Genomic DNA, 19,508 nt, shown 5'->3' with positions numbered 1-19,508 from the left:
TACCGCCAACAGCGCCACCAGTCTCCAGGGCCATCAGTCGCGAGGTGCCATCAGTCACGAGGCTGCTTTCCGCATCGGTCACCGCGCAACGCATCGGATGGGCGGCGAGCGTTGGCCATCCCGTACGGCGCCGGGTTGCGCGAACGGTACCGATGGCGGTGGTGCGGGCGGAGCGATAGTCGGCGTGGATGGTAACCAAGCTGCAGTCAGTGTTCCGGCACTTGTCGAGAGTCCGAATTCGTTCACAGTCTCCCCCTTGGTCGAAATCTTCCTTCAGTTGCGGCTCCGGCGATGTCGGTCGGGTCTCCTTCCGTCGCCGGAATTGCGGCCAGTCAGCCGATGGTGAGATTGGCGTCGGTGCAGGTCATTCATCCACGTGACTCCTGACAGGCCAAGGCGTGAATGGTTGATGTGCACGATTCGTCCTGGACCAAGACGACCTTGCCGTACGAGAGGGTGTGTTGGCGGAGGCTGTAGAAGATCCCCCTGACTGGTGCGACGGTGGATTCCGGCGTCGTTCTCGAATACGACCAGATACTTGCTGTTGGCCTTGCCGCTGCACCGCGGTCTATGCGGGTGTAACGTTCCGCGCCGCTTGGCATCCGAAGTGCGTGAGGCTCGATCCGGCATGGGTCTCGGCCTGCACGCGATGCTGCCCGACGACGTGAAATGCGAATGCCCCGGCGCAATCTGGAAGACGCGTGCTCAGCTGTTCCGGCTCGAATCGACTCATTGGGCTGATTTTGTTCTTCACGACACCACGATGCTTGCGCGCACCGCCAGTCCGTGGCAGCCTCGATGCAAGCAAGTACTTGCTTGCATCGAGGAGGTGTGAGGTGCCGACGACCACGCGGCAGAGGATCATCACCGAAGCGTTACGTCTGTTCGGGGAGCGCGGCTATGCCGCCACGACCATCGCGCAGATCGAGGACGCTGCCGGGCTGTCACCCGGATCGGGATCGCTGTATCGACACTTCCGATCCAAGGATCAACTGCTGTACGAGGCGGTCGGAGAGACGCTGGCCGACCGTGGTGAATGGGCGCAGTATTTCGACCCCGACTTTTCCGTCACCGAACTCATGGCTCAGATTGCGCCGGATGCCGATCTTGTCGACACGATCACACTGTTGTGCCAGGTGGGACTCGGTCGCCTGGAACACGACAGGGACGTCACGCGCATTCTCTTCCGAGATAACTCCATCCCATCTGATGTGCTGGAAGTGTTTCGGCGCAACGAATTTCTACAAGCGCTCAGCGCGATCTCTCGCGGCCTGGCCGAACTGGCCGGCCCCCACCCAGCGGAGCAGGACTGGGACGCTCTGGCGACTGTGGTGCTCAGCGCGGTAAGTCAGTTCTGGGTGGAGAGCGACGCATACGGCGGACTCCACCCCTCCGGAATCGGCACTGAACGGTACCTGCGCACTCTTGCAGCCACGATTGCCGCGCGTTTGACGCCACAACCCTGATCTACCCAATCGAAGGAGAGGAAACTGTGGCACATCCCATCACCGTCATAGGAGGCGGCCTGGCCGGGCTGACCGCTGCGATCGCCTGCGCAGAATCGGGCGCGCCAGTTCGCTTGTACGAGGCCCATGATCGGCTGGGTGGTCGCGGCCGCGCCACCACCGGACAATACGTGGCTCACGAAGGCGCCCATGTCTTCTATGCCGACGGGCCGCATTACTCGTGGCTGAAAAAGCGTGGCTTTGTCCAAGGGGTGGGGTGGCCAAGCCTGCCGAACATGGTCACGCTCCTACACTTCCGTGCCGACGGGCGTGTCCGTGCATTACCGCCGTATTCGATGCTGCGCGCCCAAGCACGCAAGTGGCTCACGGCGCCAAGCGATATCGATTTCCATAGCTGGGCATCTGACCGGTGGGGGGACGATACCGCCCGCCAGATGGCCAACGCCATCGCAGTGGTCACCTATGACGCCGACACTGGTCGTCTGTCGGCTGCGTTCGTGTGGGAGCTGTTTCAAAGAGTCTTCGGTCCCAACGTGCCGGCGATTCGGTGGGTGCAGGGCGGCTGGCAGATGGTGATCAATCGGATGCAGCAGCAGGCCAAAGAACTTGGCGTGGAGCTGCACACTGGGACGCGAGTGGATTCGTTACCGAGCGACGGCCCAGTGATTGTGGCCACCGAACTGTCTGCCGCACGTCGGCTGCTCGGCGATGACACTCTTGACTGGACCAGCGGTCACGCCGCACTGCTCGACGTGGCGATCCCTCGTGACCGCCACGACGCCAATCTCGTCTTCGACCTCGACGAAGGCGGATTTCACGAGAGCTACAGCATGCAGGATGAATCGGTAGCTCCGCCGGGCGAGGCTCTCTTTCAGTTGCAGATGCCGGTCCGTATGGGTGAAGCCCACGCCAGCGCCCATCGGCGACTTGCTGGGTTTGCCGAACAGGCACTACCGAACTGGCAAGATCGCGCAACCTGGCATCGCACCGCGATCGCGAAGAACCGCACGGGCGCGCTGGACTTGCCGGGACAGACGTGGCGCGACCGACCAGCCATCGACCGCGGTGACGGGGTATATCTCGTCGGAGACATGGTCGCCGCCCCCGGCATGCGGGGCGAGATCTCCATCAACAGCGCGGTTGTCGCAGCAGCGGCTGTTACCGAAGACGCCAATCGGACGTAACGACAGCCTCGCAGATGAAACCCGGTCGTCGGGACGACGCCACCAGTCACCTGCCCCGATGGGCCAGTCCGGGAAGTGGCGTCGTCGCCCGATCCCGAATCAGACGACTAGGCGAGTGGTCTGATCTGGCCGCTGTCACGTCTTTCGGAGCGACATGCACCACGTCCGAGATGACGTCGGAGAGTCGGGGGCCCTCGCAGTCGCGGTGTATGACGACCGATGGCTCTAGGTACCGAGGATGCCCAGCGACAGGCTGGACAGACTCACTGCAACGAAGTCGCTCGACGCAGTTCGCAGATGCGGCGATAATCGGAGCACGGACTGCGAAGGAGCCCACGATGAGGATTGCCGTTGCCGGCGGTACCGGTCTGACCGGTCGACATGTCGTCGACCGACTGGGATCTCAGGGACATCAACCGGTGGTGTTGGCACGTTCGGCCGGTGTGGATCTCGTCGCCGGGACCGGAATCGACGACGCGCTGGCAGGGGTCGACGCGGTCATCGACGTCAGCAACATCGTGACCCAGTCCCGCCCGAAGGCGGTGGAGTTCTTCGAGACCGCCGGCCGGAATCTGACGGCCGCTGCGAGTCGTGCGGGTGTCCGACATCTGGTGACGCTATCCATCATCGGGATCGATGACGTCGACACCGGGTACTACGCGGGAAAGCGTGCACAGGAACGAATCGCGCGGGAATCCGGTGTGCCGTGGACGATCTTGCGTGCCGCGCAGTTCCATGAGTTCACCGATCAGCTCCTCGGATTGGTGCCAGGGCCGATCGCGGTGATCCCGACGATGCTCAGCCAGCCCATCGCAGTCGCCGAGGTCGCGGATGCATTGATCAGCGCCGCGACCTCGGAGCCGGTGGGGATGGCTCCGGAGCTCGCCGGACCGCGCCCCCGACATCAGCCGGAGTTGGCCCGTCGTCTCCTGCGGGCCCGCGGTTCTCGCCGTCTGGTCGTCCCGATCCCCATGCCCGGGGCCGCGGGGCGTGGGATGCGTGACGGCAAGCTGCTGCCACAGGGCGACGGGCCGCGCGGAATCCAGACTTTCGAAGAATGGCTCACGCAGCAGGGATCCTGATACGGCGCAGGCTTACGAATCCAGCACCTCGTTGACCCGCTTCTCGAGTCCGTCGAGAGTGGCGACATCGATCCCGAAGCGGTCTTCGAGGAGTTCGACGACCTCCGCTGCCGAGTCCAGCCGTTTCTTGGTCGACGTGCCGTCGCGGTGGTGGACGGACACGTTGCGGCCGCGCAGGTTCCAGCGTTCGTCCTCGGCGACGAGTGCGGCGGTGAGGCCGACGACGAAGACCGACCGGGGGTGGGTGGACACGTACCAACTGCCCACCTCACGGTCGATCCGTGGGACGGTGTCGGGGGAGAAGTGGTACAGCGGGCGCCAGGTGTCGCGGATGAGTGCTTCGAGAGCCAATCCGTTGCCGAAGGACGAGATCCGGTAGGGCTCGAGGCGTGTGGACTGCTCCTCGTCGATGACGAAACGGATGGGGGAGGGTAGCGTCTGGCCGCCGAAACCGACGTCGACCAGATACTCGTCGTCGGAGTCTGGAACGGTCACCGCCAGGACGTTGTGTGTGCGGGCCGGTAGCGGGGCGTCGTCATCGAGCATCCACACCACTCGCCCGCCGAGATGCCGTACACCGAAACCGATCTCGTCGAGAACGTAACGCATCAGCCCGTTGTGTTCGTAACAGAAGCCACCGCGTCGGCGCCGGACGAGCTTGTCGGTGAGGGCGTCGACGCCGAGGTCTGCGACGGGGACACCGAGCAGCGGGTCGATGTTCTCGAACGGGATGGTCCGGGTGTGTGCCTCGACAACGGTGCGCAGCGTCTCCGCCGTCGGCGCGACCGGTTCACGATGGCCGATCCGTGCGAGATAGGCGTCGAGATCGATCGCGGATTCGGTGGGTTCGACGAGATCCTCGCGTGGGCTCATCTTCCCATCGTCGGACTTCACGTGCGGGTGAAGTCAAGGACTTTCGCCGACAGCGAAGATTCGCGGCGCGTCTAGTCGTGCAGGGCCCGATGGCGACGGACCTTCGCGCGGTTTCCGCAGGCCTCCATCGAGCACCAGCGTCGGGTGCCGCTCCGGGTGTTGTCGAAGAACCACAAGACGCAGCCGCCGCAGGGTTTTATCCGATGTGGTCGGTCGTTCAGCAGGACGATCAAGTCGTGTGCTGCCTTCCACGCCAGCCACTCGTCGGGGTCGTCCACCTCGACGACTGTGCTCACCCCGTCTGCGTCCACGCGTTCGCGCAGATGTCCACGAGCGAGCAACGAGTTGAAGGCGTCGTAGGCCGATGCCTCGGTCGGACGTGGCAGAACGGTCCTGATAGCGGCCCGCGCGGACACCAGGGCACGGGTCGCGCGGTGGAGATCCGCGACGTCTGGACGACCGTGGTCGGCCATCCACGACCGGACGAAGTCAGGGTCGGTCAGGGCGTCGTGCGGCTCGCCCGAGATGACCCACTGCGTGTTGGCGAGATCGAGCGGCAGCGGTTCTCCTGTCAGCGGCCGATTCAACACGGTTCGAGTGTAACCGTCGTTCGGCATTGAGTGGCACTTCGCCTTGGCTGACGATTCGAAACCTAGCGCACAGCTGGGCCTTGTTGCTTGACCGATCAGCATGTAACTGTCTAACATCAAAACGACAGAATATCCAGCAATGCGACCAAGGAGCCTCCATGACGACGACCACGCCTCGCCTCATCACCGGCCACGTGGGTCTGAACGTGACCGACATCGACCGTTCGACCGCGTTCTACCGACAGGTGTTCGGGTGGGATGTGCAGGGTGAGGGGACGGACCCCGATCGGCGCTGGGCGTTCCTCGGTGACGATGGAGCACTGCTCGTCACGCTGTGGCAGCAGAGTTCGGGACGGTTCGACCCCGCCGGGCCGGGGCTCCATCACCTGTCGTTCCAGGTCGGTGACGTCGAGGCGGTTCGAGCGATCGAGTCGCGGGTTCGGGAGTTGGGCGGAACAGTGCATTTCGACGGTGTCGTGGTCCACGGGGAGGGCGCGTCGTCTGGTGCCATTTTTTTCGACGACCCCGACGGGACCCGGTTGGAGGTGTTCACACCGACGGGCGTGGACGAGACCGCACCTGCGCCGTCCGGTGAGGCGCCCACCTGTGGCTTCTTTTGAGTTGACCGGCGATGGCGATCTTCCATGACGGTGAACTGCGCGTTCAGGAGCGGGCCGGCGAACACGAGGTCGCGGTCAAGGTCGGCCGTGGCCTCGTCGGCGCCGAGATCCCCGATGTCGCTGCCGACTTCCTCGAGCAGCAGAGGCTGCTGTTCATTGGCCACCGCGACCCGCGGGGTTCCGTGTGGGCGAGCGTCCTCAGTGGCCCTGCAGGGTTCATCTCCGTGTCCGACCCACGCAGTGTGCGCATCGGCGCGGTGCCGCCGGAGGGGGACGTGCTCGCCGGGTCACTTGCTTCCGGCACGCATGATCTGGGCCTGCTGGCCATCGAGTTCGCGTCGCGACGACGGATGCGAATCAACGGACGAGGGCGTTCTACTGACGACGGCGTGCAGATCACGACCGATCAGGTCTATTCCAACTGCCCCAAGTACATCAGCGATCGGGACCGCGTCGAGGCACCTCCCGGCGGTGTTCCGGGGCCAGGGGCCGTTCGTCATCTCGATCGACTCGACCCGGTGCATCGAGAACTCATCCGCACGAGTGACACCTTCTTCATAGCCACCGCTCACGTGACCGCCGGAGCCGACGTCTCACACCGGGGTGGCAACCCCGGCTTCGTCGCGGTGGCCGACGACCGCAATCTGAGTTGGCCCGACTATCGCGGCAATTCGATGTACCAGACCCTCGGGAACCTGGATGTGGACCCGCGTGCCGGACTGCTGTTCGTCGACTGGTCGTCGGGAGATCTCCTGCAGCTCACCGGCACCGCCGTCACCGACTGGTCGGCGACCCGTAGCGCCGAGATCCCCGGCGCCCGACGGATGGTCGACTTCATCGTCGAGCATGTGGTGGAACTCCCGGCCGCGCTCGGCGGCAGTTGGCCACTGGCGGGGCTGGCCCGTACGAACCCGCCCATCGCTGGATGGCTGATCTGAATGCGGATACGGTCGATCCGTGACCTCGACCGTTCGCGAGTACACCACGATCAGCCATCCGGAACCGAACACCCGTATCTGGCACGAGGTGACCGGTGACGGGCCTCCGACCGTTCTGCTGCACGGAGCGTTTGCGGGCGCATCGTCGTGGGGTGCACAGGTTCCGGCATTCGTCGACGACGACCGGAGGGTCTACGTCCCCGAGCGTCACGGGCATGGCCGCAGCCCCGATGTGACCGCGGAGTTCCATTATGTGGACATGGCGCTGGAGACCATCGTGTATCTCGACGAGATCGTCGGAGCGCCCGCGGACATCGTCGGCTGGAGTGACGGAGCAGTGGTCGGCGCGATCGTGGCACTTCGCCGTCCCGACCTCGTCCGAAGGCTGGTCTTGATCGGGCAGTACTTCAACAGCTCCGGTCGTGCGTCCGGCGGAATCCTCGATGAGCTGGACTCCGCGGATTCCGACCTGATGGAGTTCTTCCGAGCGGCGTATGCCGAAGAGTCGCCGGATGGTGCGGAGCATTTCTCGATCGTGTTCGACAAGACGATGGCAATGATCGGCTCAGAGCCGGAGATCCCGATCGAAGACCTCGGTGCCATCGCAGTGCCGACGCTGGTGCTCCAGGGCGATCGGGACGAGGTGACGCTCGACCATTCGCGTGAGGTCGTCGATGCCATCGATGGCGCGCGGCTGGCCGTCATTCCCGGCACCCATCTCATCCCGCTCGAGGCGCCGATTGCCGTGAACAGTGTGATCCTGCAGTTCCTGGACGCACCGTGATCGCGAGTCGCGGAGACGACCAGGCTTGTCGATGATCCGGCTGCGTAGGTTGTGTCGGGCAGTCTGACCACGGTGGACGCGACCCTGCTGATCGCAGCGCTGGGCATCGAACCCCCGGTGCAGAACTATCAAAGCTGGGCGAACGCACCACGATTTGATTGACTTCTAGGTGTGCGCATAACCGACGACCCGCTGCCAAGCGACGTCGCGCAGCTGCGGTGGATGTGGACACGCGAGATCGACCCGACAGTGCCGCAGTGGGCCGGCAACGCCGAATTCTCTGCTGCCGTAGACCGATGGATGACCCACCCCGACCGGACCGTCTGGATCGCTTCCGAGTACTCGACCGCTGCGGGCATGGTCTGTATGACCGAGCACACACGGATGCCGCGCCCTCGCGCCGCATTCAGTTCCCGGTGGGGCTACTTGGGGCACCTGTACGTGCGCCCCGAATTTCGGCTACGCGGCATCGGGTACAGGTTGCTGGTCAACACGGTGCAGATCGCCGAGCAGCGCGGCTACAGCAAAGTCATGCTGTCTCCAACTCCGCAATCGATCCCCGTGTACTTGCGCGCCGGATTCACCCTCGACAACGACACCATGATTCTCACGATGGAGACTGGAGCGCGCTGATGGCGATGGCGTCGACGTGGGAGATCTTCCCCGCTGACCTGGACCGGTCTGCTCGCTTCTACGTGGGCCTGTTGGGCTTCACCGTCATCAGCGACGCTCGGGACAGCACAGACCCGTATCTGGCGTTTCGGTGCGGTGAGGTCGTCATCGGAGCATCGCTACGTCCGGCCCCGACGTCGGTGGCGCATCGGCGGCCACCGATCGGCGTCGAACTCGGACTGGAGGTCGACGATCTCGACACCACCTACGCCGCTGTCCTAGCCGCGCACTGGCCGCTGGCCGACGACATACAACACCGCCCATGGGGCGTCCGCGACTTTCGCATCCTCGACCCCGACGGCTACTACCTGTGCATCCGCGAACACGAGTACTTCTGACGACCGCTCGGGCATCATGCTCGCCGCCGCCCGGACTCGGTTACCCGCCACATTCCGCAAGCCCCGCACTGCAGGTATGCAACCATGCCGAGGCTGGTGTTGTGGGTCGAGGCAGTCAACCATTCGTGCGGGCAATCCATCGTCGGCATGCACCCAGCGTGATGTAATGGCATTGTGCATTTCAACCATGACGGTAGGGACGTTGTTCGCTTCGCGGCGGGGCTAGTCAACAATCGACCTGCCAGCCTGCCGGACCTCGTTCATCGTTGCGCTGCAGCGGAGATCGTCTTTGATGCGCAACAGCCCACCCCCGCGGACTTCACGCCGATCAATCAGTTCCTCGACGAGTGGGACGCCATGGCCCGTAGTGGATGGCCCCACCCACGCACAGACAACCTCAACGCGCTCATTGCCACCTACGTGGGCCCGCCACGGCTAACAGACCACCACGGAAGCACGGACTGGCACCTCCACTTCCGGGGCGACAACGTATCCACGACCACCCAACTGGCCGCACTCCTGTGTGTAGGCACCGCATTCCACCTCGCTGCGCGCGGTATCGACCGACTCGGTGAATGCGCGGCAGACGGGTGTCCTCGAATCTACGCAGACACCTCCCGAAACGGGCGTCAACGGTACTGCTCGCCCGCGTGTGGCAATCGCATGGCGGTGCGTCGGTATCGCCAACAGGATGCCGATCGTTGATCACATGGGCGCCGGCCGATAGAGCTGGTGCCACGCTCCTCCATCAGAGTGGTCGCTTCACTGTTCGGTGCCGGTCCTGGGCGGTGCGGGCGTGTTGACGTCGAGCAGGTGAGCGCTCGGCGGCGGCAGTTCTGGTCAGTGGTCTTCGATGACGCTCCGCGATCGCCGTGCTTTGAGAGCTTCTCAGTGCAGGGTGGGTCGGTAGGTCAGCTCCTGCGTGTTGCCGTCGAACACCCGGCTCGCGACGAGTTCGAGGTCGAAGTCGGCAACGTCCCGGAACACCGGGAGCACACCGGTCTCGCCGGTGAGGACCGGGAACACGGTCAGCTGGATGTAGTCGACGAGGCCGGCCGACAGAAGTGCGCGATTCAGCGAGAGGCTGCCGTGTGATCGCAACGGTTCGTCCGACTCCCGCTTGAGTTGTCCGATCACCTTCACCGCATCGCCGCTCACGACGGTCGCCCCCGGCCAGTCCAGGGGCTCGGACAGCGTCGACGACACCACCGTGACGGGGAGATCGCGCATCTTGGTGGCCCACGCGTCGAAGACCTCGGAATCGTCGGAGTGTGTCGCATACATCTCGGCGAAGTCGCGATAGGTGTTGGCACCGAACACCATCCGCGAACCGGGTTCGTACTGTGCGGCCCGGTGCTCGAGGAACTCCGGGCCCTGCTTGCCCCAGTACCCACCCCAGTCGCCGTTCTCGTAGCCGGCGAATCCGTCGAGACTGGAAAAGATGTCGAAGGTGTACGTCGCGGTCATGGCTGTCTCCCTCTGTTCGGTCTGCGAAGAGAGAGACCGTACGACCGCGCGGAACTCATCGGTGAGGACCTAAGGTGATCGCCATGGGGGTCGAACTGCCGGAGCCGACGTATCTGACTGTCGATGGTGTGGCCGTCGCAACCTGGGTGCTCGGTCCCACGGCGGGTGCTGTCGACGATGTCGTGATGTGTCACGGAACGCCCTGGTCGGCCCAGGTCTGGGCCGGCATCGCCCACCACCTCAGCCGTGATCGTCGAGTCTTCCTGTGGGACATGCCCGGATACGGACGCTCGATTGACCCCGGTGCCCCTCTCGATCTGGCGACGCAGATGGCCAGATTCGCGCAACTGCAGACCCTGTGGGGTGCGTCCCGCCCGCACATCGTGGCGCACGACATCGGGGGAGCGGTGGCGCTCGGCGCCCACCTGCTGCACGGCAGCGAGTACAAGTCGCTGTTCCTCTGGGACATCGTGACTCTCGACCCGTGGGGATCGCCGTTCTTTCGGCTCGTCGCCGACAACGCCGCGGTGTTCGAACGCTTACCCGCGGCGTTGCACACGGCTCTCGTGCGTGAGTACATCGCCGGGGCCGGTAATCATCTGCTGAGCGATGAATGGCTCGACCGACTGTGCCGACCGTGGATCGACGAGGTCGGGCAGACGACTTTCTACCGCCAGATCGCGGCGCTCCGACCTGAACACACCCGACCGCTGGTGGATCGACTGTCGAAGGTCCGGTGCCGGACGAGGGTCGGGTGGGGTGCCGACGATCCGTGGATCCCGGTCGAGCAGGCGGGCCGACTCCGCGAGTTGCTGCCCGACGATCCCGAAGTCGTCGTGCTCGACGGCGTCGGCCATCTCGCTCCGGTGCAGGCGCCGACCGAGGTTGGCGCAGCGATCAGCGACTGGCTTGCATTACTCCACACCGGCGGCGACGCGCACCGGCGCAGATGAATCCGCCGGTCACTCCGGGTGATCGACCTGCACGAGTTGCTCGGCGACCTCGACGACCGGGGTGTTGGTCTCCTGCGAGAGTCGCCGCAGCATGTCGAATGCACCGAACGCGCTGATGTCGTAGCGCTCCATCAGCATGCCCTTGGCCTGACCGATGATGTCGCGGGTGGCCAGCGCGCTGTGGAATTGCTGCCCGCGTCGGGCGGCGCTGAACGCGATCGCAGCGTGAGCGGCCAGCACCGTCGCGATGTCCTCGAGGTCGGCGTCGAACGACGCCGCGGTCTGAGAGTGGAGGGTGAGCGCGTCGAGTTCCCGCTCGGCGGTGAACAGCTGGATCGACAGTGTCGATCGGATGGGTGTCTCGGCCACCACGGCGGCGGCAAGCGCGGGCCAGCGGGTATCGGAGGTGAAGTCGTCGATCCGCACGGTGTGCTGTTGCCAGATCGCGTCGAAGCAGGGGCCGTCGCCGTGCTCGTGCTGCAGGGCGTCGAATCGACGCGACAGGTCCGGTAGCAGCAGTCGAGTCGAGTTCGGCGGCGGCGCTGTTCGATCGTTGCGTCCGGCGAACGAGGGTGACTGCGGCGTGATCGACTGTCGGCAGCAGCTCGATGGCGTGGTCGGTGACACTCGTCAGAACCTGGTCAGGACTGAACTCTCGGTCCGACGCCCCATGAACTGCACGAGCCAGTGCGCGATCTCCGCGTGGATGTTCACCGACTTCTCACTCCTCTGTCCCTGCGCGGTCCTCCGCCCCGGCGGTTGTCGATCATCTCAGATCTCTGTCAACCGCAGGAGATCTCCGCTCGAGGTCGCTCACCCGCGAACGAGGTATTGCACATACAACCAAACGGTTGTATGTTTGGCTCGTGTTCGAGTCAGACGAGGACAGAGCCGACGCTCTGTTCCACGCGCTCTCCGATCGGACCCGCCGCGACATCATGCGACGGGTCCTGGCCGGCGAGCACTCGGTCTCTGCATTGGCGGCGGCATACGACATGAGCTTCGCCGCAGTGCAGAAACACGTCGCCGTCCTCGAGCGGTCGGGCCTGCTGGTCAAACGACGCAGTGGCCGTGAGCAACTCGCGTCCGGGGATGTCGAAGCAGTGCGCGCGGTCTCGTCGATGCTGTCCGATCTGGAACAGGTCTGGCGAGGGCGGATCGCGCGGATCGACGAATTGCTCGCCACCGACCATCGACCGAAGGAATGACGCCATGCCCGTATCGACCGTCGAACACGATCTCGACGCACTCACACTGACCATCACCGCGGAGTTCGCCGCTCCGCGCGATCGGGTCTGGCAGGTGTACGCCGACCCCCGCCAGCTCGAGAAGATCTGGGGACCACCGGAGTTCCCGGCGACCGTCGTCGACCACGACCTCACCCCCGGCGGCCGCGTCACGTATTTCATGACCGGCCCGGAGGGAGAGAAGTTCGCCGGTTACTGGGAGATCATCTCGGTCGACGAGCCGTCGGGCTTTCGCTTCGCCGACGGTTTCGCGAACGAGGACTTCACCCCGATCGAGTCGTTGCCGGTGTCCACCAACGACTTCAGCTTCGTCGAAGACAACGGGACGACCGTTGCCACCTACGTGAGCACGTACGAGACGGCCGAAGGGCTGCAGAAGGTCCTCGACATGGGTGTCGTCGAGGGTGCGTCGTCGGCCATCAACCAGATCGACGACCTGCTCGCCGTCTGACGGGCATCACGAGAGCCGTGGGCCTCGTGCGGTATCGGCCCCGGGGCGTGCTCGCACGAGTACCTCGACGGTCATCGACAGCACCGGCTTGTCGGCCTGATTGACCAGCACGACGTCGTTGGCCACCTGGGCACGCCCCTTGTCGTCGACGGCCACCTCGCGCACGGTGTTGGTACCGGACAGTGTGTCGCCGACCCGGACCGGTCGGAGGAAGCGGACCTCGACCAGCCGTCGTCCCGCGATGACGTGCCACTGCGCGTAGACGGCGTCGACCGCGAGCCGTTGCCCGATGGCCAAGGTGTGTATGCCGCTCGCGATGAGGCCACCGTAGACACCCGATTCGGCAGCCGCCCGGTCGATGTGGAACGACTGCGGGTCCCACTCACGCGCGAAGTCGACGAGTTCCGCCTCGCTCACGGAGTGCTTTCCGAACCGTCGGGTCTCGCCCACGGTGATGTCCTCGGCGTAATCCACGGATCGCAGCGTATCCCCGTGTGGTCGAGCCTTCGCAGGTCGGATGACCGTGGCGGTTGTGCGAGGTGAGCGGGGAGCCGACGATGGGAGGGCACGGTCACGCCCCCATGACTCGAATACGACGGTGACGAGGAGACGACATGGACTACGACGAACCCATCCGGATCGACGACGATCGCACGGTCATACCTGTCTCGCGCGCCACGTGGCGCGGCCGATCCGTCGCGGTCGGGATCTTCACGGTGACCCCGACGGGCACCACCTGGACTCCGTCGCCGGATTCGGGTCGGGTGGCGATCATCGGTGTGATGACGGGTCTGATCGCGGCGACCCTCGGGAGCGCCGCGGTCTACAAACAGCCGCCCTGGCCAAAACTCACGCTGACAGAACATCGATGACCTGACCGCGCGCAGCATCGGAGGCGACATTCACCGGTGACCGCAGGGCGCCGGAAGGCGCGGGTCTAACCTCGAATGGAGACAGCCCACCCGTAGCCCAGGTCAGGAGTGTCATGTCGACTCCGAACGATCCGTCCACCTCCACGTCGCCGGACGTCAAACCCAGAAGTCGCGACGTCACCGACGGTCTCGAGCGCACCGCCGCACGCGGCATGCTCCGAGCCGTGGGGATGGGCGACGACGACTGGGTGAAGTCCCAGATCGGGGTCGGATCGTCGTGGAACGAGATCACACCGTGCAACCTCTCGTTGGAACGACTGGCGAAGGCCGTCAAGGAGGGGGTCCACGCCGCAGGTGGATACCCGATGGAATTCGGCACCATCTCGGTGTCGGACGGGATCTCGATGGGCCACGAGGGGATGCACTTCTCGCTGGTGTCGCGCGAGGTGATCGCCGACAGCGTCGAGACGGTGATGAGCGCCGAGCGCCTCGACGGCTCGGTCCTGCTCGCCGGCTGTGACAAGTCATTGCCCGGCATGTTGATGGCTGCGGCGCGACTCGATCTCGCCAACGTCTTCCTCTACGCCGGCTCGACGCTCCCTGGATTCGCCACCCTCTCGGACGGAACCGAGCGTCAGGTCACCATCATCGACGCCTTCGAGGCGGTCGGGGCGTGCTCGCGAGGCCTGATGTCGCGTGAGGACGTCGACACCATCGAGCGGTCCATCTGTCCGGGCGAGGGCGCGTGCGGTGGCATGTACACCGCCAACACCATGGCCAGCGCTGCCGAAGCCCTCGGGATGTCGTTGCCCGGCAGTGCCTCTCCGCCCGCACCGGATCGTCGGCGGGATGGATTCGCCCGGGCCAGCGGAGAAGCGGTGGTGGAACTGCTTCGTCGAGGGATCACCGCGCGCGACATCCTGACCCGGGAAGCGTTCGAGAACGCGATCGCGGTCGTCATGGCCTTCGGCGGCTCGACCAACGCGGTACTGCATCTGTTGGCGATCGCCCGCGAGGCCGAGGTCGAACTGACCCTCGAGGACTTCGCCCGGGTGGGGTCCCGCGTGCCCCACCTGGCCGACGTCAAACCCTTCGGACAGCACGTGATGACCGACGTCGACGCCATCGGGGGCGTGCCCGTCGTGATGAAGGCCCTCCTGGACGCCGGTCTCCTCCACGGCGACTGCCTCACGGTCACCGGGTCGACGATCGCGGAAAACCTCGCCCACATCGCGCCGCCTGACCCCGACGGCAAGGTGCTGCGGGCGATGTCCGAGCCGATCCATCCGACCGGCGGCATCACCATCCTGCGTGGATCGCTCGCTCCTGGTGGAGCAGTCGTGAAGTCGGCGGGTTTCGACTCCGACGTGTTCGTCGGGACCGCACGCGTCTTCGAGCGCGAGCGCGCCGCGATGGACGCGCTGGAGGATGGCACCATCACGGCGGGCGATGTCGTCGTGATCCGCTATGAGGGGCCCAAGGGCGGTCCGGGCATGCGCGAGATGCTCGCGATCACCGGCGCCATCAAGGGTGCCGGACTCGGCAAAGACGTGCTGCTGCTGACCGACGGTCGTTTCTCGGGCGGCACGACCGGACTGTGCGTCGGGCACGTCGCCCCGGAAGCGGTCGACGCCGGGCCGATCGCATTCGTGCGCGACGGCGACCAGATCCGACTCGACGTCGGCAAGGGCACACTCGATGTGTTGGTCGATGCTGCGGAGTTGGAATCCCGGCGCGCGGGGTGGGAGCCGTTGCCGCCGAGGTACACCCGCGGTGTGCTCGCGAAGTACCAGAAGCTCGTCGGATCCGCCTCGGAGGGTGCGGTACTCACCTGATCTGCGGTACTCACCTGACCTGCGATGCTCACCCTGTGCCGCGGTGGTCATGCGAGAGCCGCGACGGTCCCTGCCCCCTGTGACCCCTGCCCCCTACTCCGGAGGTAGGGGGCATCTGGCTCGTTCTGGTGAGGACGGTCGGTGGGGTGCGGCCATAGCGTCGCGACCATGAGCCTCTTCCGCACACAACGGGTCCTGATGACGACGGCCACCCTGATGGCGCTGCTTGCAGTGTTCGGCCTGGTGGCGATGATGATCGACGACCGAATGCTGCTCGGTGTGTCCGTATGGACCAAGCCGGTCAAGTTCGGCATCGCCTTCGCCCTGTACACGGCGACCCTTGCGTGGCTGCTCGACCATCCACACCGGGGGCGCAGGTGGACCCGCTATCTCGCTCCGTTGTTCGCCGTCACGGCGATCATCGACGTCGGGTTCATCGTGTTGCAGGCGGCGCGCGGTACGTTCAGCCACTTCAACACCGCGGGTGACCCGATCAACCATTACGGACAGATCATCTTCGCCAGCGGTGTGCCGGGACTCTTCGTCGCCAACCTGTCCATCGCGATCATCCTGCTGCGCCAGCGGATCGGCGATGCCGCGATCACCGTGGCGATGCGGATCGGGATGGTGGTCTCGGTGATCGGGATGGGCTTGGGATACCTGGTCGCGCTGGCCGGGACGCAAGTGGTCCGTGACGCGAACGGCGATCTGGTCGAGTTGGCCGGCGGTCACACCTTCGGCGCCAATGACGGCTCGTCCGGCCTACCCATCGCCGGATGGAGCACGGTCGCAGGTGATCTACGCATCCCGCACTTTCTCGGGCTGCATGCAATGCAGGTGCTGCTCGTCGTCGCTGCACTGTTGGTGCTGGCTGCACGACGTTCTCCGTGGTTGCGCGATGAGCGTGTCCGCGCGCGACTGGTGGCTGTGGTGGGGACGGGATGGGCTGCCGGCGTGGCGATCACGCTGTGGCAGGCCCTGCGCGGTCAATCGATCATGCATCCCGACGCGCGCACGTTGCTCGTCGGATCGGTGGTGGCGACGGTCTGCGTCGCGTGCGTTGCCGCGGTGGTGGGGTCGGCGCGTTCCGCGACCACGACACCTCAATCGGGAGTGGTCGAGGACGACCACTCCCGCGCAGCATCCACCACTGCGTCCCCCGCCAGTGCGGTCTCCGGGTCGATCAGCCACTGAACCTGAACCATGAGCCCGTTGAGGACGGCCAGCGAGATGGCGTCGACCGCGCAGCCGAGTTCGGGGCCGCTGCGCAGCCGTCGTCGTGACGCGAGCCGACGGGCGTCGCTGCTGTGAGCAGAATCGTTCTGCTCACAGCAGCGTGTCATGGCGTCGGTGCGACGGCCGGCGCACAGTCGGGACATGAGCACCGACACCCAGACCGAACCACTGGTGACCTGGACGGCGGAAGAGCTTCTCGCCCATCGGGTCCTCCTCCTCGACCGCGCTCTCGACGACGAGAACGGGAGTCGACTCTGCTCCCAACTCGTGCTGCTCGCCACCGCCGACCCGGTGACCGACATCAGCCTGTGGATCAACTCGCCGGGTGGGTCGGTACCGGCGATGCTCGCGATCATGGACACGATGCGGCTGATCCCGAACGACGTCTCGACCGTCGCGCTCGGGATGGCCTACAGCGCAGGACAGTTCCTGCTGTGCAGTGGCACCAAGGGCAAGCGCTATGCCATGCCCCACGCGAAAGTCCTCCTGCACCAGGGATCGTCGGGGATCGGTGGCTATGCGCCCGACATCGAGCTGCAGGCCGACGACCTCCGTGCCGTGCGGGACACAGTGCTGGAGCTCATCGCCCAGCAGACCGGCCAGACCATCGAACGCGTCTTCGCCGACTCCCTGCGCGATCACGTCTTCACCGCCACCGAGGCCATCGACTACGGATTCATCGACTCCGTGGTCACCGACATCACCCAGATCCGTCCGGACACCCGGTCGCGGCTGGGATTGGGGAGCGCGCTGCGATGAGCACCTACACGATTCCGAACGTCGTCACCCGCAGCCCGGCGGGCGAACGGGTGATGGACGTCTACAGCCGGTTACTGGAGGAACGAATCCTCTACCTCGGCACCGAGATCGATGACGGTGTCGCCAATGCGCTGATAGCGCAGATCCTGCATCTCGACTCCGACAACCCGGAACAGGAGATCGCCCTCTACATCAACTCGCCCGGCGGATCGGTGACCGCCGCGTTCGCCCTCTACGACACCCTGCAGTATTGCAACGCACCGATATCGACGACCTGTGTCGGACAGGCGTTCTCGGCCACCGCACTGCTGCTGGCCGCCGGTGAGCGCGGCCGTCGGTTCGTCCTCCCGCATGCGCGGGTCCTGCTGCATCAGCCATCCGGACAGGGACGTGGCACCATCCCCGACCTCATCCTGGCGGCCGACGAGATCCTGCGGGTGCGATCGGAGATCGAGACCGCGCTGAGCCGGCACACCGGCCAGGATGTGGAGACCCTGCGTCGGGACACCGATCGCGACCGGGTGCTGCGGGCGAACGAGATCGTGGAATACGGTCTGGCCGACCACATCATCGACAGTCGGGAGAAGTCGGTCCGGCGGTGACGGCTCTCGTGTGGCCGCGCCGGCCGGCCCGCGCTCAGGCAGCCAGTGCGATGACGTTGCTGCGCATCGCCGACGGTCGGCGGACGGTGTGCGACGCCGTGTCCGGCCCGGACGCGGAGCGACCGGTCGGGACGCTGGTCAGCACCGGCGGAGCGGACAGCGCACGAGCGACCTCACGGGTGAGGTCGGCGATGCCGAGATCGAGTGCGCCGAGGATCGCGGACAGGATCTCCGAGGACGGGTCCTTGAGGCCGCGTTCGAGTTCGGAGAGGTACTGTCCCGACACCCCTGCCCGACGCGCAGTGTCGGCGAGCTTCTCGTCGCGGAGCCTGCGGTGGCGGCGGAGGATCTCGCCGACGATCTCGCGCCACAGGGGATCCGGCAACCGCTTCGACGGTAGCGATGGTCGGATACGAGTGCCCTCCATGGAGCGAACGCTACCGACTCGGTGCGCCGGGACAGAGCCTGTTCGCTGTGAGCCGAACGCCGGTGTCGCCGCTCGGGGCTCGGCTAGATGATCTCGTCGAGCTTCGCCAGCGGCCGGGCCAGACGGGTTCCCTTGTCGGTCACCACGAACGGACGTTCCACGAGGATCGGATGCTCGACCATCGCGTCGAGGAGTTGGTCCTCGGTGAGCGAAGGGACATCGAGTTCGGTGTAGAGCGGGTCGCGGCGTCGGGCGGCCTCGTGTGCTGTCAGACCCGCGTCGGCGAACAACTTCTCCAGTTGGGCGCGCGTGTACGGCTCGTCCAGATACTTGACGACGGTCGGTTCGATGCCCGCATCACGGAGGCCGTCGAGGGCCTTGCGGGACGTCGAGCAGCGGGGATTGTGATAGATGGTGGCGGCCACGGGCTCAGCGTACCGACGACCGATCGGTGTCGGTCGATCGATCCACGCGACGCGTCGGATGCGGAGGTCTGCGGCTACCGTGGGCGGATGTCCGATATGCCGCGGTTCGGGAGGATCACCCGTTCGATGCTCGTCGTCGGTGTACTGCTCGCCGCGGTGATCGGATGGTCGACCGTGCGAGCCGCCCCGGCGTGCGCCTGTTCCTGCGTTCCGCTGTCCGAACGCGACGCCGTCAAGCGGGCGTCGGCGGTGGTCTTCGGCGTACCCGTCGAGAAGTCCGAGGGCGCCGATCAGACGACGCGGTACATCGTCGAGGTGCGGCAGAGCTACAAGCAACGGGTACCCGAGCGGATCACCGTGGTCACGGCGTCGAGTTCGGCGGCCTGCGGTGTCGACCTGGAGGTCGGCGTGGAGCGTGTGATCATGCTCGGCGGCGGCTCGGCGGGACCGGTCAGGCCCGCTGACGGCGAATGGTCGGCGTCGCTGTGCAGCAACCTGAAATGGATCTCGCTCGGTGAGGCGCTGCTCTACGGCGGCCCATCGATGGAACCCTTCCCGGCCGATGATTCGGAATCGGGCCCACCCGTCGTCCCCATCGTCATCGGAGCCGTGGCCGTGCTGCTCGTCGGAGCGGGAGTGGCCGGTTGGTGGTGGCGTCGGCGCGCGGCGGGAGAGGAGTGACCCGCC

Annotated in this window: 25 protein-coding genes; 18 read left to right on the top strand and 7 right to left on the bottom strand. The window is 65.6% G+C overall.

The features are described 5' to 3' along the window. Positions 1-836: 836 nt before the first annotated feature. From GS4_RS12070 to GS4_RS12060, 3 genes are all read left to right on the top strand, one after another. On the top strand, positions 837-1,466 hold the full coding sequence (locus GS4_RS12070) for a TetR/AcrR family transcriptional regulator (RefSeq protein ID WP_007620882.1): 630 nt from the start codon (positions 837-839) through the stop codon (positions 1,464-1,466). Positions 1,467-1,492: 26 nt separating this feature from the next. Beyond that, positions 1,493-2,650 carry an FAD-dependent oxidoreductase gene (locus GS4_RS12065; protein ID WP_007620880.1) on the top strand — a complete coding sequence of 386 codons (1,158 nt, stop codon included), beginning with the start codon at positions 1,493-1,495 and terminating at the stop codon, positions 2,648-2,650. 338 nt (positions 2,651-2,988) lie between these two features. Beyond that, entirely contained in the window at positions 2,989-3,732 is a 744-nt protein-coding gene (locus GS4_RS12060) for an SDR family oxidoreductase (protein WP_007620879.1), read from the top strand. Between the two features lie 12 nt (positions 3,733-3,744). On the opposite strand, the gene GS4_RS12055 is transcribed toward GS4_RS12060, so the two are convergent. Together GS4_RS12055 and GS4_RS12050 are read right to left on the bottom strand one after the other, a co-directional pair. Further along, complete coding sequence (locus tag GS4_RS12055; RefSeq protein ID WP_007620877.1) at positions 3,745-4,605, bottom strand: arylamine N-acetyltransferase family protein; 861 nt, start codon at positions 4,603-4,605, stop codon at positions 3,745-3,747. Positions 4,606-4,676: 71 nt separating this feature from the next. After that, positions 4,677-5,195, bottom strand: coding sequence for a CGNR zinc finger domain-containing protein (locus tag GS4_RS12050; RefSeq protein ID WP_245555636.1), 519 nt, complete (start codon positions 5,193-5,195; stop codon positions 4,677-4,679). Positions 5,196-5,353: 158 nt separating this feature from the next. On the opposite strand from GS4_RS12050, the gene GS4_RS12045 reads away from it, so the two are divergent. The 6 genes from GS4_RS12045 to GS4_RS25175 all read left to right on the top strand — a co-directional run bounded on the left by GS4_RS12045 (position 5,354) and on the right by GS4_RS25175 (position 9,252). Continuing rightward, the gene (locus GS4_RS12045) at positions 5,354-5,815 is read left to right on the top strand and encodes a VOC family protein (protein ID WP_007620873.1); all 462 of its coding nucleotides are present in this window, start codon (positions 5,354-5,356) and stop codon (positions 5,813-5,815) included. A gap of 11 nt (positions 5,816-5,826) precedes the next feature. Next, a complete protein-coding gene (locus tag GS4_RS12040) occupies positions 5,827-6,753 on the top strand; it encodes a pyridoxamine 5'-phosphate oxidase family protein (RefSeq protein ID WP_007620871.1) in 927 nt (308 codons plus the stop codon). Positions 6,754-6,772: 19 nt separating this feature from the next. After that, entirely contained in the window at positions 6,773-7,537 is a 765-nt protein-coding gene (locus GS4_RS12035; protein WP_007620869.1) for an alpha/beta fold hydrolase, read from the top strand. Positions 7,538-7,759: 222 nt separating this feature from the next. Beyond that, a complete protein-coding gene (locus GS4_RS12030) occupies positions 7,760-8,170 on the top strand; it encodes a GNAT family N-acetyltransferase (protein ID WP_157226603.1) in 411 nt (136 codons plus the stop codon). Then, a complete protein-coding gene (locus GS4_RS12025; RefSeq protein ID WP_007620866.1) occupies positions 8,170-8,547 on the top strand; it encodes a VOC family protein in 378 nt (125 codons plus the stop codon). The genes GS4_RS12030 and GS4_RS12025 overlap by 1 nt, the downstream gene beginning before the upstream one ends. A 357-nt stretch (positions 8,548-8,904) precedes the next feature. Then, positions 8,905-9,252, top strand: a complete 348-nt coding sequence (locus GS4_RS25175) for a CGNR zinc finger domain-containing protein (RefSeq protein WP_157226608.1) — start codon at positions 8,905-8,907, stop codon at positions 9,250-9,252. Between the two features lie 183 nt (positions 9,253-9,435). On the opposite strand, the gene GS4_RS12020 is transcribed toward GS4_RS25175, so the two are convergent. Then, positions 9,436-10,014 carry a dihydrofolate reductase family protein gene (locus GS4_RS12020; protein ID WP_007620863.1) on the bottom strand — a complete coding sequence of 193 codons (579 nt, stop codon included), beginning with the start codon at positions 10,012-10,014 and terminating at the stop codon, positions 9,436-9,438. Positions 10,015-10,097: 83 nt separating this feature from the next. Here GS4_RS12020 and GS4_RS12015 point away from each other — a divergent pair, with 83 nt between their 5' ends. Next, the gene (locus tag GS4_RS12015) at positions 10,098-10,967 is read left to right on the top strand and encodes an alpha/beta fold hydrolase (protein ID WP_040510368.1); all 870 of its coding nucleotides are present in this window, start codon (positions 10,098-10,100) and stop codon (positions 10,965-10,967) included. Between the two features lie 9 nt (positions 10,968-10,976). Here GS4_RS12015 and GS4_RS12010 read toward each other — a convergent pair whose 3' ends face one another. Beyond that, positions 10,977-11,594, bottom strand: a complete 618-nt coding sequence (locus GS4_RS12010) for a GAF and ANTAR domain-containing protein (RefSeq protein ID WP_007620859.1) — start codon at positions 11,592-11,594, stop codon at positions 10,977-10,979. A gap of 239 nt (positions 11,595-11,833) precedes the next feature. Here GS4_RS12010 and GS4_RS12005 point away from each other — a divergent pair, with 239 nt between their 5' ends. Beyond that, the gene (locus GS4_RS12005) at positions 11,834-12,175 is read left to right on the top strand and encodes an ArsR/SmtB family transcription factor (RefSeq protein ID WP_007620858.1); all 342 of its coding nucleotides are present in this window, start codon (positions 11,834-11,836) and stop codon (positions 12,173-12,175) included. Positions 12,176-12,179: 4 nt separating this feature from the next. Then, entirely contained in the window at positions 12,180-12,665 is a 486-nt protein-coding gene (locus GS4_RS12000) for an SRPBCC family protein (protein ID WP_007620857.1), read from the top strand. Positions 12,666-12,671: 6 nt separating this feature from the next. On the opposite strand, the gene GS4_RS11995 is transcribed toward GS4_RS12000, so the two are convergent. Then, positions 12,672-13,139 (bottom strand): MaoC/PaaZ C-terminal domain-containing protein, encoded by a 468-nt coding sequence (locus GS4_RS11995; protein ID WP_007620856.1) that lies wholly within the window; start codon positions 13,137-13,139, stop codon positions 12,672-12,674. A gap of 140 nt (positions 13,140-13,279) precedes the next feature. Here GS4_RS11995 and GS4_RS11990 point away from each other — a divergent pair, with 140 nt between their 5' ends. From GS4_RS11990 to GS4_RS11970, 5 genes are all read left to right on the top strand, one after another. After that, a complete protein-coding gene (locus GS4_RS11990) occupies positions 13,280-13,537 on the top strand; it encodes a hypothetical protein (protein WP_007620855.1) in 258 nt (85 codons plus the stop codon). Positions 13,538-13,650: 113 nt separating this feature from the next. Next, positions 13,651-15,372 carry a dihydroxy-acid dehydratase gene (ilvD, locus tag GS4_RS11985; RefSeq protein WP_007620854.1) on the top strand — a complete coding sequence of 574 codons (1,722 nt, stop codon included), beginning with the start codon at positions 13,651-13,653 and terminating at the stop codon, positions 15,370-15,372. 168 nt (positions 15,373-15,540) lie between these two features. Further along, positions 15,541-16,566 (top strand): hypothetical protein, encoded by a 1,026-nt coding sequence (locus tag GS4_RS11980; RefSeq protein WP_040510331.1) that lies wholly within the window; start codon positions 15,541-15,543, stop codon positions 16,564-16,566. Positions 16,567-16,749: 183 nt separating this feature from the next. Next, positions 16,750-17,367: a ClpP family protease gene (locus GS4_RS11975; RefSeq protein ID WP_040510367.1), complete on the top strand. Its 618-nt coding sequence runs from the start codon at positions 16,750-16,752 to the stop codon at positions 17,365-17,367. Beyond that, positions 17,364-17,969, top strand: a complete 606-nt coding sequence (locus GS4_RS11970) for a ClpP family protease (RefSeq protein WP_007620850.1) — start codon at positions 17,364-17,366, stop codon at positions 17,967-17,969. The genes GS4_RS11975 and GS4_RS11970 overlap by 4 nt, the downstream gene beginning before the upstream one ends. A 34-nt stretch (positions 17,970-18,003) precedes the next feature. Here GS4_RS11970 and GS4_RS11965 read toward each other — a convergent pair whose 3' ends face one another. Beyond that, on the bottom strand, positions 18,004-18,396 hold the full coding sequence (locus GS4_RS11965) for a helix-turn-helix domain-containing protein (protein WP_007620848.1): 393 nt from the start codon (positions 18,394-18,396) through the stop codon (positions 18,004-18,006). An 83-nt stretch (positions 18,397-18,479) separates the two neighbouring features. After that, entirely contained in the window at positions 18,480-18,821 is a 342-nt protein-coding gene (gene arsC, locus GS4_RS11960; RefSeq protein ID WP_007620847.1) for an arsenate reductase (glutaredoxin), read from the bottom strand. 87 nt (positions 18,822-18,908) lie between these two features. On the opposite strand from arsC, the gene GS4_RS11955 reads away from it, so the two are divergent. Then, positions 18,909-19,502 carry a hypothetical protein gene (locus tag GS4_RS11955; RefSeq protein ID WP_157226602.1) on the top strand — a complete coding sequence of 198 codons (594 nt, stop codon included), beginning with the start codon at positions 18,909-18,911 and terminating at the stop codon, positions 19,500-19,502. Positions 19,503-19,508 lie beyond the last annotated feature (6 nt).

The sequence above is a fragment of the Gordonia soli NBRC 108243 genome (assembly GCF_000334455.1).
In the GTDB taxonomy this organism is placed as follows: Bacteria; Actinomycetota; Actinomycetes; order Mycobacteriales; family Mycobacteriaceae; genus Gordonia; species Gordonia soli.
This window is presented reverse-complemented; position numbering and strand designations above follow the sequence as displayed.